14 protein-coding genes are annotated in these 18971 nt (G+C 54.3%); 5 read left to right on the forward strand and 9 right to left on the reverse strand.

From position 1 onward, the window contains the following. The 5 genes from QTO31_RS02620 to lepB all read right to left on the reverse strand — a co-directional run bounded on the left by QTO31_RS02620 (nucleotide 1) and on the right by lepB (nucleotide 5163). On the reverse strand, nucleotides 1-1485 hold the full coding sequence (locus tag QTO31_RS02620) for a S10 family peptidase (protein ID WP_301428000.1): 1485 nt from the start codon (nucleotides 1483-1485) through the stop codon (nucleotides 1-3). After that, nucleotides 1482-2801: a GTPase ObgE gene (obgE, locus tag QTO31_RS02625; protein WP_301428001.1), complete on the reverse strand. Its 1320-nt coding sequence runs from the start codon at nucleotides 2799-2801 to the stop codon at nucleotides 1482-1484. Before obgE ends, QTO31_RS02620 begins: the two co-directional genes overlap by 4 nt. 244 nt (nucleotides 2802-3045) lie before the next feature. Next, a complete protein-coding gene (tatA, locus tag QTO31_RS02630; protein ID WP_028457550.1) occupies nucleotides 3046-3234 on the reverse strand; it encodes a twin-arginine translocase TatA/TatE family subunit in 189 nt (62 codons plus the stop codon). A 54-nt stretch (nucleotides 3235-3288) separates the two neighbouring features. After that, a complete protein-coding gene (locus QTO31_RS02635; protein ID WP_301428002.1) occupies nucleotides 3289-4437 on the reverse strand; it encodes a glycosyltransferase family 4 protein in 1149 nt (382 codons plus the stop codon). Between the two features lie 15 nt (nucleotides 4438-4452). Next, on the reverse strand, nucleotides 4453-5163 hold the full coding sequence (gene lepB, locus QTO31_RS02640) for a signal peptidase I (RefSeq protein WP_031458005.1): 711 nt from the start codon (nucleotides 5161-5163) through the stop codon (nucleotides 4453-4455). Nucleotides 5164-5318: 155 nt separating this feature from the next. On the opposite strand from lepB, the gene QTO31_RS02645 reads away from it, so the two are divergent. The 3 genes from QTO31_RS02645 (at nucleotide 5319) to QTO31_RS02655 (ending at nucleotide 10042) form a co-directional block, all read left to right on the forward strand. Next, a complete protein-coding gene (locus QTO31_RS02645) occupies nucleotides 5319-6320 on the forward strand; it encodes a radical SAM protein (protein ID WP_031458006.1) in 1002 nt (333 codons plus the stop codon). A 109-nt stretch (nucleotides 6321-6429) separates the two neighbouring features. Then, nucleotides 6430-8931 (forward strand): U32 family peptidase, encoded by a 2502-nt coding sequence (locus QTO31_RS02650; protein ID WP_367620630.1) that lies wholly within the window; start codon nucleotides 6430-6432, stop codon nucleotides 8929-8931. A 10-nt stretch (nucleotides 8932-8941) separates the two neighbouring features. Then, complete coding sequence (locus QTO31_RS02655; RefSeq protein ID WP_301428004.1) at nucleotides 8942-10042, forward strand: aminopeptidase; 1101 nt, start codon at nucleotides 8942-8944, stop codon at nucleotides 10040-10042. Between the two features lie 180 nt (nucleotides 10043-10222). Here QTO31_RS02655 and QTO31_RS02660 read toward each other — a convergent pair whose 3' ends face one another. Continuing rightward, entirely contained in the window at nucleotides 10223-11263 is a 1041-nt protein-coding gene (locus QTO31_RS02660) for a tagatose 1,6-diphosphate aldolase (RefSeq protein WP_301428005.1), read from the reverse strand. Nucleotides 11264-11484: 221 nt separating this feature from the next. Between QTO31_RS02660 and QTO31_RS02665 the strand changes: the two genes are divergently transcribed. Both QTO31_RS02665 and QTO31_RS02670 read left to right on the forward strand, forming a co-directional pair. Next, on the forward strand, nucleotides 11485-11655 hold the full coding sequence (locus tag QTO31_RS02665) for a hypothetical protein (protein ID WP_152555976.1): 171 nt from the start codon (nucleotides 11485-11487) through the stop codon (nucleotides 11653-11655). A gap of 156 nt (nucleotides 11656-11811) precedes the next feature. Continuing rightward, nucleotides 11812-13545 (forward strand): long-chain-fatty-acid--CoA ligase, encoded by a 1734-nt coding sequence (locus tag QTO31_RS02670; protein WP_301428006.1) that lies wholly within the window; start codon nucleotides 11812-11814, stop codon nucleotides 13543-13545. A gap of 176 nt (nucleotides 13546-13721) precedes the next feature. Here QTO31_RS02670 and QTO31_RS02675 read toward each other — a convergent pair whose 3' ends face one another. The 3 genes from QTO31_RS02675 to QTO31_RS02685 form a co-directional block, all read right to left on the reverse strand. Then, nucleotides 13722-16175: a glycoside hydrolase family 3 C-terminal domain-containing protein gene (locus QTO31_RS02675; protein WP_301428007.1), complete on the reverse strand. Its 2454-nt coding sequence runs from the start codon at nucleotides 16173-16175 to the stop codon at nucleotides 13722-13724. A 68-nt stretch (nucleotides 16176-16243) separates the two neighbouring features. Beyond that, nucleotides 16244-17008, reverse strand: coding sequence for a family 16 glycosylhydrolase (locus QTO31_RS02680; RefSeq protein WP_411278398.1), 765 nt, complete (start codon nucleotides 17006-17008; stop codon nucleotides 16244-16246). Between the two features lie 98 nt (nucleotides 17009-17106). Continuing rightward, entirely contained in the window at nucleotides 17107-18966 is a 1860-nt protein-coding gene (locus tag QTO31_RS02685) for a glycoside hydrolase family 3 protein (RefSeq protein WP_301428009.1), read from the reverse strand. Nucleotides 18967-18971: the final 5 nt, after the last annotated feature.

Genomic DNA, 18971 nt, shown 5'->3' on the forward strand with positions numbered 1-18971 from the left:
TCACCTTTCGGCAGCGGTAACAAAATCGGCCAACACGGTTTTGAGTTCGGCTAATGATGGTTCGTGAATGTACATCATATGACCAGCGGGGTAAAAGCTCTCGCTAATCTGGCTGCGCAGAGCCGGATCGAGGGCGAGATGATTGAGTGTGTAGCGAGTGGCAAAGTAGGGTGTAGCCAGATCGTAGTAACCACTCGCGACGTGAACCCGAAGGGCTGGATTCCGGTGCATAGCCCGTCGGAGTGTCTCAGCAACATCAACGTAACGATTCTGATGATCGGTGAAGCTCCAAGGCCAGACCCGTTCGGTGAGGATTTCATAGGGAAGATCGCTGCTAAACCCTAATTGACGACGCACGTAGTCGTTCAGGGCGGCCGTGTAGGGGCCAATAATAGCACTGAGACTCGGATCAAACTCAACCGTCTCACCAACTGCATCACGATCATTACCGGTAAAGCGACTATCGAGGCGGCCAACCGTTCGTTGTTGGTCACGCAGCAATTCTTTGACGAACCGGTCATCACGGATGCGCAATCGCGACCACCGAATATAATCGCGACTGAGACCAGTGTAGCGGGCGAGTTGGGTAACAATGTGCTCGCTGGTAGCCGAGTCGAGTTGATCGCCTTGCAACAACGCCAGTGCGTATTCACCGAGGGCAAAGGCTTCAGCAGCGCGTAACGTGGTTGTCAGGTCGCGTTGTAGCTCCGGTTCGAGTCGTTGGTGATAGAATGCGGTAGCCGTGTATGATGGCAGGAAGAGTAGGTACGGTAAGTCGTTACCATGATCGAAGGAGAGGGTTTGGAAGTGGAGCACAGCCGAGATGAGGATGAGACCATTGAGATAGAGGCCATGGCGCTCTTGCAGATACCCGGCCAGACCGGCCGCCCGCGTGGTACCGTAGCTTTCTCCGGCCAGGTATTTTGGCGATAGCCAGCGTCCATAGCGGCTCACGTAAAGCCGGATAAAGTCACCCACCGACTCAATATCTTTACGAAAATCGTGAAACTGCTTGGCCGATTCACCGGTCACTGGGCGACTATAGCCGGTACTCACCGGATCAATAAAGACTACATCACTGACATCGAGCAACGAATACTGATTGGGGATCAGTTGTCCTGGTGACGGAAGCGGCCAGCCATCTTTTTGCATCCGCACACGGTGCGGCCCAAGCAAACCGAGATGAAGCCATACCGATGATGAGCCAGGACCGCCGTTGAAGGCAAATGTGATCGGACGCTGACTCAGATCGGTAACATCATCACGAGTATATGCAACAAAGAAGATACCGGCTCGTGCCTGTTCGCCAGTTCGTACACCGTCTTTTTCAACCTCTTCCTTCAAGATCATGATCCCAGTTGTTGCCGTATAGTTCACTGCAACACTGTTGATCGTCACGGTATGATGGGTTTGCACGATCTGATCGGTCGGCGGTGCGGATGGTGTTGGAGGCGTAGAAGCCGGTGCGTTATCAGTTGTCGTCATAGCGCATGTCGTCCACTATCATCCCAGATCAACTCTGCTCGTCCAATCCGCACGACATCACCATCCTGAACGCCTGCTGCGATCAGGGCTTCGTTGATACCACTGGCTTCAAGGACACGTTGAATCCGGTCAATTGCTTCATCCTGATCCAGATTACTCATCGCGATAAGGCGTTCGATCTTGATGCCACGCACCCGAAAGCCATCGTCTTCACGCTCAATTGTAAAGGCATTCTCATCAACTGGCGGCAACGGCCACTGCAACGGTGGTTCATCAGGATCGACCGGATCGCGTTGTGGGGGGGGATCGGCGCGGAGTAGTTCGGCTACCCGTTGCAGCAGTGGCTCGATACCACTGCCGGTCGCCGCCGAAATGACGAAGAGGTCTTCCGGGGCGACCGGTAAACGCGCCCGGAGAATTGGCAAATTCTCTTGCGCGGCGGGCAAGTCGGCTTTGTTAAGCGCCACCACTTGCTTACGTTGAGCGAGTTCGGGCTGATAGAGGCGCAGCTCGGTGTTGATCTGCTCGTAGTCTTCCCACGGCTTACGGCCATCGACACCTGCGGCGTCGATGATGTGGATCAGCAGGCGCGTCCGCTCAACGTGACGTAAAAAGTCGTGACCGAGGCCAACACCCGCATGAGCACCTTCGATCAGACCGGGAATATCGGCAACAACGAAGCGTTGGAGACCAACTTCAACGATACCGAGATTGGGCGTGAGTGTCGTGAAGGGATAGGCGGCAATTTTGGGACGGGCAGCACTGATCACTGAGAGCAGGGTTGATTTTCCGGCATTCGGAAAACCGATCAACCCCACATCAGCCAGCATTTTCAGTTCAAGCTCAAGTGTCAGCTCCTGACCGGGTTCACCCAATTCGGCAAGGCGCGGTGTCTGTCGGGTTGATGTCGCAAAGTGAATATTCCCCAGTCCACCACGTCCGCCGCGAGCAGCGAGCAACCGCTGACCAGGGCGGGCCAGATCAACACTGTAGGTCACGCCGTCGATAGTTGTCCGTACTACGGTACCTGGCGGAACCGGCACATACACATCAGCACCGTTTCGCCCGTGCATCGCATTCTTACCGCCGTGACCACCATTTTCGGCGACGAATTTGCGCTGATAGCGGAAGTGGAGCAGCGTATTGTATTCGGGATCGGCAATTAAGTAAACGTGCCCGCCCCGACCACCGTCGCCGCCGTTAGGGCCACCACGCGGGACATACTTTTCGCGCCGAAATGTGGCGGCGCCGTTTCCACCATTACCGGCACGGACAATAATGGTTGCCTGATCGAAAAAATCAGTTTCGGATTTCATATTGCACTATCGTAGGGTCAATAGGGGCAGGTCGCTGACCTGCCCCACAACCAGATCATGCGAGTCTACGCTCCAGGAACAACGTGCCGCAGCATACGCTCAGCACCATTCCCGTCGCGTTACGAATATTTCACCGATCTGGGTCAATACACACCGACACAGCAATTTCTGCTGAGGTGGCAATGAGAAGACTTATCCAGAGAGGAATACTCTGGTAATAACAGAAACACCCATCTGCTGCCGTTTAAGCCTTCGTTTCACCCTCGGTCTTGGTATCGTTCCGTGGCTCGTCATCACCTCTGACTGCCTTGCGGAACTCGCGAATGCTGCTGCCGAGTGCACCACCCAAACCGGCCAACTTTCCAGCACCAAAAATCGCAATCACGATAATAAGGATGATTAAAAGCTCACCCCAACCCAGACCACCGATCATAGCCGTGCTCCTTCCCTGTGCGATCTCGCTGTGGGTATTACATATCTCAATTCATTATATCCCATCAGAGGGGGTTGTCAACGCAGCGTGATACGCTGCTAACGTCGCAGCCGCCGTTTTAGCCCAGGAAAAGTGTTTGGAACGCGCCAGGCCGCGTGTACGTAACTCGTTCCGCAAATCAGGATCGGTCAGGAGCTGATAGATTGCCTCAGCCAGAGCCTGCGTATCGGTTGGGTTAACCATTAGACCGGCATCACCGACAACTTCAGGTAAACTTGAGGTATTAGAGGTAATGACCGGTGTACCACACGCCATAGCCTCAAGAGGAGGCATACCAAACCCTTCGTAGATAGAAGGAAAGACAAAGACCGTTGCCGCTGCATACCAGAGTGGCAATTCTTCTTCAGGAATATAGCCGACGAATTTCACCCGATCACGCAACTGTAACTGGTCAAGGCGAGCAAAGATCGGCTCGTACATCCAACCCTTACCACCCCCGATCAGTAGGGGGATCGACGGTATACGGCGTTGCAGCAGAGCAAACGCTTCGAGTAACGTCGTCAGATTTTTGCGCGGTTCGAGCGTGCCGACATAGAGAATGAACTGATCGGGTAGTTGATGACGGATACGGAATTGAGCCAGCACTGCCGCTTCTGGTGGGCGAAAGTGGCTACGTGCAGCGTTGGGCGTCACAATCACACGGTTTGGATCAACACCGAGCAACCCAACGACCTCACGTTTGGTATGTTCAGATACCGCAAGAATCCGGCTGGCCCGGCGGGCGCTGAGTCGAGTTGCCAGATCGAGGTAGATACGGTTGTAGGCGCGAAATGTCTGTGGGAAACGAATGAAGGCTAGATCATGGATGGTAATGACCGTCGGTACCGGACTCAACAATGGAGCCACGTTGAGACACCCATGATAGAGATCGGCATTGCCGCGCAATATCAACGGTGCAATTCCCTGTTCCCATGGGATACGAATGCGTGGATTGATAGTCGGCAATCGCGAAGGTTTCACGACAAAGTTTGCCGGTAGGCCAAGGGCTCCCTGATCTAGACCCCGTGTTGTATACACCGTGTAGCGGTTGACGTGATCGATCTGCGCCAAATGAAGGAGCACTTGTTCGATGTAGTGTGAGACACCAGCCCGACGAAACGAATGGGTATGAGCAAGCAAATGAGCGTTAATTGCAATGTGCATAAGGAGAATAACTTTTCAGCGTGTGGCTACAGTGTCGATATCGTAGCGATGGTGCGGAACTAATCCCCAGTCACTAAACGGAAAATAGATGAGCCAGGCTTGCCCAACGACCCGATCAAGCGGTAGCGCATCCCATTCACGTGAGTCAGAACTATTTCCCCGATTATCGCCCATTACAAAAATACTTCCAGGCGGAACAGTGATCGGTCCCTGGGCACAGCGATACCCGCTAAGGCAGTACGTTGAAGCGCCGCGCAGGTACGGTTCATCGAGACGCTTTCCGTCGATGTACACGCTTCCCTCTCGAATCTCGATCACCTCACCCGGTAAACCGATGACCCGTTTGATATAATCTTTTCGTACATCGCGGGGATACTCAAAGACAACAATATCGCCCCGCTGCGGTTGACGAAAGGGGTATACGATCCGTGGCGGTAAATCAGCTTGACCGGGAAGCAGGCGCAGAGGTGCATTCAGGTCGAAATGAAAGTAGATGAGCTTGTTCACTAAAATATACTGACCGGTGTGCAGCGTTGGCTCCATACTTGAGCCTTCAATTTTGAAGTTTTGCACGACACCGCGCACAATCAAAAAAACGAGCAAAATAAAAACGGCAGTTTCCAGAAGTTCACGTACTACGTAACGAACAGGAGTATGGGGCTGACGTACCGAGGCTGCTTCCAGGTCGGTCATAAGCGGTTCTGATGGTGGAGGATAGTCGTTCATAATATCATATTGCGTGCTCTATGCTACACTAATACGTAACAGATAGTGCACGGAGGGAATCTTTCCCTCCGCTGCCTCTGGCATTATACTCGAAGATATGGCAAATTGCCAGTAGGAAGACGTGACGGCCGAGCAGTAAGAGAGGCAAAGAGGATATGTCATCGCTGGCTACATTAGCGCAGCCGCTTGCTGACAATACATATCAGTGTCTGGCTTGCCAGTGGCGTTGTACATTGGCGCCGGGTGAGATTGGCCGCTGTCAGATGCGGATAGGTCGGGCCGAAGGGATCGAGCTGCTGAATCACGGGCTGATTAGCGGCGCTGCTATTGGCCCAATAGAAGATTACCGGCTCTGGCATTTTTTTCCTGATACAACCGTACTAGCAATTGGAGGGTGGGGGTATGCGCTCCCACTCGACCAACAGCGAGGGCCTTACGGTGCACTACCAACCGATCCGTCGAAGCAGCGGCGGCTTGATCCGCAGCGCGCTGCTGATTTCGCGCTTGAGCGACTTTGTCGAGGAATAGTGTGGGCATTTGCTGAGCCAGCGGTGAACTTTGAATACCTGTTGGCCTTGCTCCAACTGAGCCGTGCTGCCAGCCGTTATACGGCCATCGTCACGAGTGGCATGCTCAGTCTAGAAGCGTTGAGTGAACTTGGTCCATATCTAAACGGCATCAGTCTCGATCTGCGAGGCTTCTCAGATCACGCATATCACCGATTAGGTGGTATCAGCGAGTGGCGCCAGATTTTACGTTTCGCGGAAGAGGCGTACCACCGCTGGAAGTGTCACATTGAAATTACCACTCGTATTCACCATGGTGTCAACGATCATCCCGATGAGCTGCGCGATCTGGTTGATTGGATAAAGACGACGCTCGGTGAAGCAACGCCGTGGCACGTGTTACCAGGTGATGCCGGCAGTGAAACAGCCGCAGCGACAATGCGAGCGCGTCGGATTGGGCACGAGGGTGGGTTGCAGTTTATCTACGGTCAGGAAGCGAATCAGGCTACGCGCTGCCCGATGTGCCATGCGACCCTCATTGATCGCCAGCACGGGGTGAGTCGCAAAGTAGGGCTTGATGGTTATCATTGTCGTCATTGTGGCTACGCCACAAATATGTATCTGTCGATTTTCAAAATTCACCGCACCTGAAATCTGATGGCTAGCCTGGGTGCGAGAAGCAACGATTATGCGCAATCGTTTCATCGGCGACGGTTTGCAGGTGCTTGAACAAGAACAGCCTACAGAAGTGAGCAGGAATATGCGTAAACCCGAAATTATGAGCCCAGCCGGTTATTGGCCACAACTGCATGCCGCTATCGAAGCCGGAGCGGATGCAGTCTATTTTGGGCTTACCCATTTCACGGCGCGGGCTAAGGTAGGGTTTAGCCTGAGTGAACTACCGGAGGTGATGAAGACGCTCCATCGGCGGGGGGTGAAGGGTTATGTAACCTTCAACACGCTGGTGTTTGATCACGAGCTACGAGCAGCGGCCACGGCACTGGCCGAAATTGCTGCTGCCGGTGCTGATGCGATTATCGTGCAAGACCTCGGCGTAGCAGCGTTGGCGCGCCGTATCGTGCCTGATCTCCCGATCCACGGCAGCACGCAGATGAGTATTACCAGCGCCGAGGGGGTCATGCTCGCTGCACGCTATGGGGTCGCACGAGTGGTATTGGCCCGCGAGTTGTCACTGGCGGACGTGTCGGCTATTCGATCACGGAGTCCGATCGAGCTAGAGATGTTCGTACACGGCGCGCTGTGTGTGTCGTATTCCGGCCAGTGCTTTTCTTCGGAGGCGTGGGGTGGGCGCAGTGCCAACCGTGGTCAGTGTGCTCAGGCTTGCCGGCTGCCTTACGATTTGATTGTTGATGGACGACATCATCCCCTGGGTGCTGCCCGCTATCTTCTCTCGCCGGGCGATTTGGCGGCGATTGATGAGATGGCAACGATTGCCCACCTCGGTGTTAGTGCGCTTAAAATCGAAGGGCGCTACAAAGATGCTGAATATGTGGCGATTACGACCCACATGTACCGACGTGCTCTCGATGCAGCCTGGGCTGGCTTACCGCCTGATCTGACTATCGCCGACCGTCTGCACCTCGAACAGGTCTACTCACGTGGGTTGGGACCACATTTTCTACACGGGACGAATCATCAGGCAGTCGTCAAGGGGCGTGCGCCTCGCCATCGCGGATTACTGATGGGGCGCGTCGTTCGAGTACGTCCTGATGTCATCATTATTGAGCCTGAGCCTGGCCGTGAGGCAGCTCCGCTTAAACCTGGTGATGGAGTGGTGTTTGATGCAGCCGACTGGCGTAGCCCCGAAGAACCAGAGGAGGGTGGACGAATCGTGGCCGTTGAAGCGGTCGGCGACGGTCTGCTGGCAATCCGATTTGTTAAAGGTGCGATCAATCCACGTCGTATTCGTGTTGGTGATCTGCTGTGGCGCACTGCCGATCCGCATACAGAGCGTATCGCCCGCCCCTTCGTGCAACCAGCCGCACCGGTACGCCGTCAACCGGTGCGCGTTGATGTGCAGGCACGTGTCGGGAATGCTCTTGAACTGCGCTGGACACTGATTGAACAGCCGACGTTGTGTGTAACGGTGCGCAGCGAGTCTCCTTTGACACCAGCTCAACATCGCCCACTCGACGAATCAATGCTGCGTGAACAGTTAGGTCGGTTAGGTGATACTCCCTACCTGCTGGCCGAACTGACTGCCCAGATTGAGGGGAACCCCTTTGTACCGGTATCGCTGCTTAATCAATTACGACGTCAGGCGACAACAGCGCTGGCAGCATTACAGGGTCAACCACCGACGTATACGATTCGTGAACCAGAGCAGGTATTAGACGAATGGCTTACGGCTGTTACACCGACAGCACCCGCTGATGTTCTTCATCTGCACCTCTTGGTTCGCTCTCCTGAACAACTGGCGGCGGCGATTGCCCTGCGTCCGGCCAGTATTACGCTTGATTATCTTGATCTTGAAGGGTTGAAACCGGCACTGGCCCAGATTCGTGATGCCGGTATTCCTGCCCGAATTGCAGCGCCACGCATTCTCAAGCCTGAAGATGAGCGAGTAGTACGGTTTCTGCGCAAACTAAACGCTCCCCTGCTGGTACGTTCAACCGGTCTGCTCGAGCTGCTGCGTGATGATCCCGCGCTCGAACTCACCGGTGATTTCAGTCTGAATGCGGCTAACATCCTCACAGCCGATCTACTGCTTGGCCTGGGATTACAACGCTTGACTCCAACCCACGACCTCAACGCCGAACAGATCGCTCATCTGGCCGAGCGGATTGGCGGCGGTCGTATTGAAGTCATTGCCTACCACCATCTGCCGGTCTTTCATACTGAACACTGTGTTTTCTGTCGTTTTCTGTCGACCGGCACCAGCTACAAAGATTGTGGACGCCCGTGTGAACGGCATCGTGTGGCACTCCGTGATACGGAGGGACGTGTCCATCCAGTGATTGCCGATGTCGGTTGTCGCAATACGGTATTTGGTGCTGAAGCCCAGGAAGCGAGTAAATACATTGATCGCTGGCGTGCTGCCGGTATTGCGCATTACCGGCTAGAATTTGTACACGAATCGGCTGATCAGGTGATGGCGGTAAGTAAGGCATTCCTTGCTTATCTCCACAACGACATCAGTGCCGCTGAGTTAGGGCGCCGCTTGCGTCAGTGTGCGCCACAGGGGGTAACCGAAGGGAGCTTCTTCGTGCCACCAAACTATCAGTACATTCCATTACTATAAGGGGCAGACCATGATCGAGAGTCTTTGGGATCAACTGGCACGACGACTGGTTGACGCACTGGGCGCCCAACGCGGTGAATTGATCGAGGTACGGGATGAGGCAGGTAATCAACGATTGCTCCATGCCGTCTTGTTGGCGCTTGAAAGTGTTGGGGCTGAACCGCTCGTCTCTATTCTGCCGGCTCAGCAGGTTGAACGGTTGCTAGTAACGGCATCACCAGATACACTCGCCACCCGTGGTCGGCGATACGCTGAATGGTTACATCAGGTTGATCGTTCGCTGCTCCTCGTCGGTGCTTATCCGAACATGTCACAGATGACAGATGAGGCATTACACGCTTTTGGCACGGCGTATAACCGTCTGGAGCAGATTCGCGCCACTCGACGCATCCCGCAGATCATTGCGGCCATTCCAACGATTGGCAAAGCAGCCCAATTGGGATTGAGCCACGAAGATCTGGAATTGCGCATGATGCCGGCATTGTTGGTTTCATCGAATGAACTACAGACAATCACCGATCAGCTCGTACCGGTGCTGAACAGGACCTCAACCATCACTATCAGCACTGGGCCTGGATACGAATTACATCTCCGCCGTGATGATCGGTTATGGCTATGCGATACGGGACGTATAGCAGTACCTGTTGGTGAAGCGGATCCAATCATCAGTTACCTGCCTTCTGGATCAGTGTATACCACCGTCATCGCAGAGAGTGCTGAAGGTGATCTCTTTTTGCCGGTTGCGGGGCCGGCTCGCGCTGCGCATCTCCACCTGAATGGTGGTCGGGTAACACAGATCGAAGCAGCGAGCGGCGCCGAACGTCTGCTTGAACTCTTCGACCGTTACGAAAGTACTGCGCGTCGGATCAGGTATATCGGGATCGGTCTTAATCCGCGTTTATCTCAGCCCCTTGGTTGGCCGATGGTTGACCAGCATGTGCAAGGGACGCTACGAATTACCTTTGGCGAGAACCGGTATCACGGTGGAGCGAATGCCGTACCCTACCAGCTTGACTTCGTCATCGGTGCGGCCAACCTTCATGTTGACGATCAGTTGATCATTGACCAGGGCCGATTAGTTGTCAATCCATTATCAACAGTTATTCAGTAGTTGTGAATTGCAAAACTATCTACGGCACAACAACCCGACAAACCGCTAGCCGGTGATAAGGAAAAGACGACGGATGCGTCATTCCTTCGCGGTCGTACCGCTTGCAAACAAAAGAGCCTGATCAGAAACCCGTGGTTTTGATCAGGCTCTCAGCAGGGGCGTCGGCTGAAGGGCAAGAAACTAATGCAGGGCTGGCAGGTCTACGATCTCGATATTATCCAAACCGCCGTAGATCGTCCACCACGGCTTGGCACCCTTCGCTAGTGTTTCATTTAGCGCGGTAATATTGGCGACACCACGATCTTCCAACCACGCTTCGAGCGCGCTGAGGCCCTGCTGCGCGTAGACCGGAATACCATCTTGCCAGGTTGCGCGTCCGCACAAGACACCAGCGAATGGTGTACCGGCCTCGGCGGCCAGTTCGAGCGTCTCGCGGAACACCTCATCAGAAACACCGGCGCTCAGATAGATAAAGGGTTTACGAGCGGCATCGGCGGCCTGGCGGAAGTACTCTTTGGCCTCTTCGCGACTGTACGCTTTCTGGCCGCTAAAAACGCGCATACCCTCAACAAACTTCACATTCACCGGCACTTCCACCTTCAGCACATCAACACCGTAATGTGGCTTGGAGAACTCAGCCATGTACGCAGTCACGTACTTTGGTTTGACCAACGCGAATTCAAAGCTCTTCTCATCACCAACCGTATCGTCATAAGCAATAGGCTCGAGGAAGAATGGAATATCGTTTGCCGCACACTCCGCGCCGACTCGTTCGATGAAAGCGTGCTTTACATCATTGATTGCCGCATCATCAAAGGGATTGTAATAAAGGAGAATCTTGATCGCATCCGCGCCGGCCTCCTTCAGGCGTCGCACGCTCCAGGTATCGAGCAGATCGGGCAGACGTCCGCGTACCGAGGCATCGTAGCCGGTCTTTTCATAAGCCAGCAACACACCGGTACCCGGCGCACGTTGCGCAATGGCCGGTAACCCATATTCGGGATCCATCAAAATGGCACTGGCATAGCGCGTCAAAATGCGGGTAACGGCCGTTTTGAACGCGGTTAAATCTTCGCTCGTTGCTTCGGCGCCACGGGCTTTAGCAATCGCCTTCTTCAATGAACCGCGCTGATCCATTGCCGCTGCGGCAATAATGCCGTTAGCATCTGCACAAGCTTGAATCCCGTTAAATTTGCCTCGCGTCATCTTTACTTTGGCCATGGGTCAACTCCTTAAACTTAGTCATCATTCGTCAGTAATCGATAGGTAGGCCTTGATGGGAACGATCTTTGCGACCAGAGAACGGTGATGATGTGGTATGTTGGAAATGAGCAACATCGTGATAGCCTTATTATAACCGATCCACTTCCAACGACGTTAAAATGTGGTACAATCGAAGTGTATTTCCCCAATCAGCATGGGAATAGACACGGGGAGGTTCTATGAAACAGGTATTTGGTGCCTTTACCTTCATCCTGGGGCTTATTATCGGGTTAATTGGTGGTGCAGCACTTTTGGCCTATGCATATCAGGCTGCCGGTCTGTATCCACCAGATGATGCTACAATCAAGTTTATCGCTCGCGAGCGAGGCTGGCTACGCGACGATGTGTAGGCGGAACCCTCCCCCTTTCGCTGCTCTCTTGAGCGCAGAAGGGGGCGAGGGGAAGGGTTGCCAATCTGGTTCTACGATGAAACGTTGTCTTCTTCATCGTAAAAGTATCCGGTAAATCAATGATCGCTACCCGATCAAAGCACAAGGAGGTGCCACTTGGAAAAGATTTGGTTGTCGTACTATGAACCGGGCGTACCAAAGACGCTGACGTATCCTGACATCACGCTCAATGATATGTTGAGCAACAGCGCCAAGACCTACGCCGATCACACTGCAACAAATTTCGTTTTACGCTATCTCCTAGGCGGGCGCTTTACGGTTGGTGGCAAGCTCACCTATCGGCAGTTAAACGAAAAAGTTGACCGGATGGCAACGGCGCTCTATCAGCTTGGGGTGCGCAAGGGTGATCGGGTGGCGATTATGTTGCCTAATTCGCCGCATTATGTCATCACCTTTTTCGCCTGTATGCGGTTAGGGGCAATTGTTGTCAATACGAACCCGACCTACACCGGGCGCGAATTGCAACATCAGTTGCACGACTCAGGAGCTGAAACTATCGTCTTGCTTAATATCTTCTGGCCGCGTTTGCGAGAAGTACGCGCCGAGACTCCGGTGAAGCGAGTCATTGTAGCGCATGTCTTCGATACGCTGGGTTTCCCCTCGAATCTGCTGGTGAAGAGTGCCCAGAAGAAGACTCCTGAATGGGTTGAGGTCATGCCAGAGCAAGACATCTTCTTCTTCCAGCACTTGCTTGAAAAGTATGGTCCTACTCCGCCAAAGGTAAATCTGTCACCAGACGATGTGGCCCTCTTCCAGTACACTGGTGGTACAACCGGTTTGCCCAAGGCCGCTATGTTGACTCACCGCAACCTGGTCGCCAACACGTTGCAAATCGCGGCATGGCTGCCACGTGGCGAACCTGGCGCCGAGAAGATGATGGCAGCTATTCCCTTCTTCCACGTCTACGGGATGACAGTAGCTATGCTGTATAGCATTCATCTTGGCGCCGAGATTGTGATTGTGCCCAGTCCACGGCCTATCGATAACGTGATGAACGTGATTCAGCGTGAGCGTTGTACGCTCTTCCCCGGCGTACCGGCCATGTATATCGGTATTATCAACCATCCGAAGGTTAACGAGTATGATCTGCGCAGTGTGAAGGCGTGTCTCAGCGGGTCGGCTCCGTTACCAATGGAGGTTCAGGAGAAGTTTGGTCAGCTTACCGGTGGTCGGCTGGTTGAAGGCTTCGGGATGACTGAGGCTAGCCCGGTTACCCACTGCAACCCGGTGTTCGGTGAGCGACGCGCCGGAAGTATTGGGATTCCGCTGCCGGATACGGAAGCAAAGGTGATCGATCTCGATACCGGTCTAGAGATCGAACCGGGAAGTGAGGCGACCGGTGAGTTGTGTGTACGTGGGCCGCAGGTGATGAAGGGGTACTGGCAACGTCCCGAAGAAACCGCCCAAACCATTGATGCCGATGGTTGGCTGCATACCGGCGATATTGCTCGTGTTGATAAAGACGGCTACTTCTACATCGTTGACCGCAAGAAGGACATGATCAACGTGGGTGGTCTGAAGGTGTTGCCCCGCGATGTCGAGGAAGTGCTCTTCATGCACCCCAAGGTGATGGAAGCAGTGGTGGTGGGAATACCGCATCCGCAGCGTGGTGATGATACGGTGAAGGCTTTTATCGTGCCTAAGCCGGGCGAGAACCCAACCGCTGAAGAGATCAAAGAGTTCTGCAAGTTGCACCTTGCGCCGTATAAAGTGCCGCGTGAGGTCGAGTTCCGTAGTGAGCTACCGAAGACGCTAGTTGGGAAGGTGCTGCGCCGGGTGCTGGTTGAAGAGGAGAAGGCCAAGCAAAAGGCGGCAATGGCAACTGCCTGAACAAAGACGAGCAATCAGTACGCATCACGTCTCATCATTACGGCAGGGGCGAGTTTGGAACTCGCCCCTGCCTTTCACTCCTAACCTCTATCTTCCCCAGTACTACGGTTGGGTAGGGAAAGAACGGGGTAAGACCCTCTTAACTCTACCTGCGCTATCGCTGCACCGGTGGTTGTTCAGGCTTCCCCTGCTACCAGTTGAAATGTTGCACTCAACCGAATATCGGTAGCCGACCGTCCGACCAATACGGTGAACTCACCTGGCTCGGCGACCCAACCAGGTATAGCCGGATCGTAGTAACTCAGCGCCTCCCGATCAATGGTAAATGTTACGGTAGTGGTCGATCCGGGTTGCAACTCGATCTTGGCAAACCCTTTTAACTCTTTGTCGGGACGGGTCAGCCGGGCTACGTTATCGTGGATATACAGTTGTACTACTTCCGTTCCAGTGCGCGCACCAATGTTGGTAATATCAACGCTGACAGTCAGTGTTTCATCGGTACGAATGGTGTCTGTGGAAAGACGGATATTCTCATAAGCGAATTCGGTATAACTGAGACCGAACCCAAATGGAAAGAGTGGGTCTACCCCTTTGCGGTCGTAATAGCGATAGCCGACAAACAACCCTTCGCCGTAAAGCACATGCCCGTTTTCACCAGGATAATTGATGTAGGCTGGATTATCAGCAAGTCGTTTGGGGAAAGTGGTTGGTAACCGCCCACCTGGATCGGCAAGCCCGAACAGCACATCGGCAATGGCATTGCCAGCCTCTTGCCCGCCATACCAGGCCTGTACAACTGCGGCTACCTCGCTTAGCCAGGGCATACTGAGCGGTGAGCCGGCGTTGAGAACCACGATTGTGTTCGGATTGGCAGTGGCAACGCGGTGGATCAGCTCATTCTGACGGCCAGGTAGCTCCATATCGCTGCGATCAAACCCTTCGCTTTCCCATTCTTTGGTCAGACCGGCAAACACAATTGCTACATCCGAGCGGGCTGCCAGCGTAACCGCCTCTTCAATCGGATCGTGCTCGCTCTCGGCCAACAGGCCAACCTGCCAGCCGCGCCAGTTACCAGCTTCAGGCCAACGGAACTCTACTGTAAGCCGATAACGCCGACCAGCCTCCAGGCTCACAGTATGGCGTTTATCACTACCGTCCATCAGGGCCTTGTTCCACAGATCGATCAACAGTTCACCGTTCAGCCAGAGCCGGGCCTGACCAACACAAGCCAGCCCAAGCCGGTAGCTTCCACTATGAGGCGGTATCAGATCGCAGCTCAGGCGGGTCGAGAAGGTTGGGTTTGGTAATTCCTCAACCTGATCGCCAAACCAGCTCGCCTCCGTGGTGCGCAGATATTCACGGTACACCGGTGTACCTTTGAGATCAGGAAGAGCGAAATATTCGAGCAGGGCGCCATGCTGATCACTATCGGGAACTCGTAGCCAGGTTGTTTCGATGTTTGGAAGCCGACGAAAGATTGGACAACCCATTGCATATTCGACCACACTCTGTGCACCAACCCGTGCCCGAATACCCTGCAACGGTGTCACGACATAATGGGGGGCTACTTCGGAACTGCCACCCCCCATAATTGCCGCCCAGTGAGCATTAGCGCCGATAACGGCAATAGTTTGCGGCTGAGCGGCGTTGAGAGGCAACACGCGACGGTCATTCTTCAACAGGACAATCGCTTCGATACCGGCTCGTCGGATAAGCTCCCGATGTGCCGGTCGGTCATTTGCCTGTTCAGAAGCCGGTATTGGGTGCGTGAAGCCACCTACCCGCTCTATCGTCCGCAAGAGACGCCGTACCTTATCGTTGAGTTCGTCTTCGCTCAGTGCACCGCGTTCCAGCGCTGAAAGTACTCGCTCGCGACTGAGCCAGCGAGCCGGGCCGGGCATTTCCAGATCGAGGCCGTTGTTCACAGCGTGCTCGCTGTAGGTGCCGTACCAGTCGGACATGACCAGGCCGTCGAACTGCCATTCCCCCTTCAAAATGTCAACGAGAAGACGACGATTCTCGCTAGCCCAAACGCCGTTGATACGATTGTACGCCGACATAAGCGCCCAGGGGCGAGCACGCTGTATTGCCATCTCGAATGGTCGCAGATAGATTTCGCGGAGTGCCCGTTCGCCAACATCTGAACTCATGCTAAACCGCTCAAATTCTGAATCGTTGCAGACAAAGTGCTTGATACACGCACCGATGCCACGACTTTGCAGCCCGCTAATGTAGGCCGAAGCCATGATACCGGTCAGGTAGGGGTCTTCGGAAAAACACTCAAAATTGCGCCCGGCCAGGGGTGAACGATGAATATTGACGGTTGGCGCCAGTAAGATATGTGCCCCTTTATCCCTGGTCTCTTCGGCGAGGGCTTCACCGATCTGACGCACCAGTTCCGGATTCCATGTCGCACCCATCGCGATGCCTACCGGAAAACATGCCGACGTGTGAATGCCATTACGACTTTTTCCCCGTGCACCGTTTGGGCCATCGGTAACCTTGATGGCGGGAATCCCAAGCCGCGGAATAGCAACCGTGTGCCAGGCATCGGTGCCGGCCAACAGCGCAATCTTCTCGTCAAGTGTGAGTTGAGCAAGCAATGTCTCAGTGTCAAGATGAGTCGTCATAATTTTCCTCGTGCTAGGCCGGCTAATCATGAACCGGCTTGATAGACCCGAACATAGTCAACCTGGAGCTACTGGGGAAAGATAGTCGTTTCGTCGGGATACCCCGGCCAGTTACCACCCACGGCCAGATTGAGAATAATGAAAAAGGGATGGTCAAAGACCCATTCACCTGGTACTTGATCGCGCCGTACCGTGTGGTAGAGCTGATCGTCTACGTACCAACGAATCTCGTCTGCTTCCCACTCAACAGCGTAGATGTGGAAATCAGCAGATAGATCAACCGGGCTGACAAATGCCTTGGAAATCGCCTTATTACCGGCATAGCCGGGGCCATGCACCGTACCGTACACGGTGGTAGGGTTACCAATATTCTCCATGATGTCAATCTCGCCGCATCTTGGCCAGCGGGCAGTGGCAACGTTTTCGCCCAACATCCAGAAGGCAGGCCAAACGCCTTTACCGCCAACCGGTAATTTTATCCGGGCCTCAATACGGCCATACGTCCAGCTCTGGAGATAATGGGTTTTAATGCGGGCAGAAGTGTATTTCCACGCCAGATACTCTTCGTTGCGGGCTTCGATGTTCAGAACTCCGTTCTCGATACGTACATTTTCTGGCCGGTCGGTGTAGTATTGCCACTCGTTATTCCCCCAACCGCCAGCCCCCTTATCGAACAACCAGTTACGGCTGTTCAGTGTCTCGCCGTCAAATTCATCACTCCAGACCAGTATCCACGGTGATACCGTCGGTATCGGTTCTGCAGGTACCGAAGCGGACGGAGTAGAGGTCGAACAACCCATCAGGAGCAGAGTGATGATCCCTGAGCAGATCATACAGTGGGTTATGATACGAAATAATGGCCGTCGCACAGTCTTCTACCTGTTCCAGTTCTGTTTCCGATTTACCGGTCACTCACAGCGCCAGCATATTGTTACGGGGTTAGCCCGAAACCGTAGGGAAAGAGCGGTTGACCATCACCGCTCCCCAGCGGTAGTTGATCGAGGTCGCGCGGCCAGGTTACCGGCAAGCGGCCTTGGAACGGTTGATCACCAAAGAGCACATCAGCAACGCCAGCCCCTTCACTACCGGGCAACCATGCCGCAACCAACGCATCCCACTTTGGCAGATCGTCGGTTACAAGCAGTGGTCGGCCAGACACCAACACAACGAGTAATCGGTGACACGCTTCTTCCATACGTCGCAACACCCGATTCTCGGCAGGTGGTAAACTCAGGCTGGCGCTATCGCCACGCCCCTCGGCATACGGTAACTCACCGACAACAGCAATACAGACGGCATCGGCCGCCCCTGGATCACCGGTAAAACGACCGTGAGGATTGTATTCGATCAGGGTTTCTGGTGAGACGGCTGCCTGAATCCCTCCCAGTATCGTTGTGCCAGGTATAATTGCGCCGGTGCGTCCCTGCCATTCTATCGTCCACCCCCCAGCCTGAATGCCAAGATCGTCAGCGGCCTGCCCACCGATGTACAGATGACCAATATCTTTTGGGAGGGGAAGCAGATTGTTATCGTTTTTCAAGAGCACCATTGATTTCGCTACTGCCGTCCGCGCCAGTTGGCGATGTTGGACACTACCGATCTGATCGAACAAATCGGTATGGGCAAACGGCTGTTCAAATAACCCTATGGTCAACTTAACCGTCAGAATGCGTCGTACCGCATCGTTAATTCGTTCCTCACTCACCACACCGGCTTCGACCGCCCGTGTGAGCGACGTAATAAACCGTTGCGCATCATACGGCACCATGTTCATATCGATGCCGGCATTGATCGCGGTGATAACGGCCTGATCGTAGTCGGCGTTAATCTGATCGATGGCAGCCCAATCAGAAACCACAAAACCGGTGAAGCCCAATTCCTGCTTAAGTACCTCATTGATCCAGTAGGAGCTAGCGTGCATCTTCTGCCCATTCCAGCTCGAATATGAAGCCATGATGACCTGGGCCCCTGCCGCGATCACTGCCCGGTACGGTGAGAGATGCACTGCCCGCAAGAAGGCCTCGTCGCCAAGCGTCTCCCCTTGATCGAGTTGATAATTCTCGGTCGTTGATGATCCCCATCGTGTTCCACCATCACCAAGATAGTGTTTTGGGGTACCGATGACGCGGTTTGGAGCAACAATGTCAGAAGCCTGTAAACCACGGAGAAAGGCACTGGCTAGACTGGCAACGTGCTCGGGACGCTCGGCATACCCTTCGTAGGTGCGCCCCCAACGCACGTCTTGCGGGACCATAACGCCCGGCGCATAGTTCCAGAACACACCGGTAGCCGCCATTTCAAGCGCGGTCACTCGCCCGATCTGTTCTACAAGGAGCGGATCATTCGCGGCACCCAGGCCGATGTTGTGCGGGAAAATAACGGCACCGTAAAGATTATTATGACCATGAACACCATCGGCGCCATATAGAATCGGAATACCGAGGCGGGTGCTGAGGGCTGCATGCTGAAATTCGTTGACCATCGCTGCCCAGGCCGCCGGTGAGTTCTCGTGCTGCGGGTAGCCGCCACCACCGCTTAGCACCCCGCCAATTGCCAGTTCACGAACCTGATCAGGGGTTAGACTATTCTTTTCGATCAGGGTCATCTGACCAATCTTCTCGGCTAGTGTCATGCGCCGGAGCAAATCATCGACACGTGCTGCAATCGGTGCTGCCGGATCGCGGTAGGTCTCGATAGCCGACGTTGGCGAGGGAGAGACGGCCGATTGCCCGCCGCATGCACTAATGACAAACGAAAGCAGGAAGAGATAGATATAACGCTGGACGCGCATAGTTC

Origin of the sequence: Chloroflexus sp. MS-CIW-1 (genome assembly GCF_030444705.1) — a bacterium.
Taxonomy (GTDB): Bacteria; Chloroflexota; Chloroflexia; order Chloroflexales; family Chloroflexaceae; genus Chloroflexus.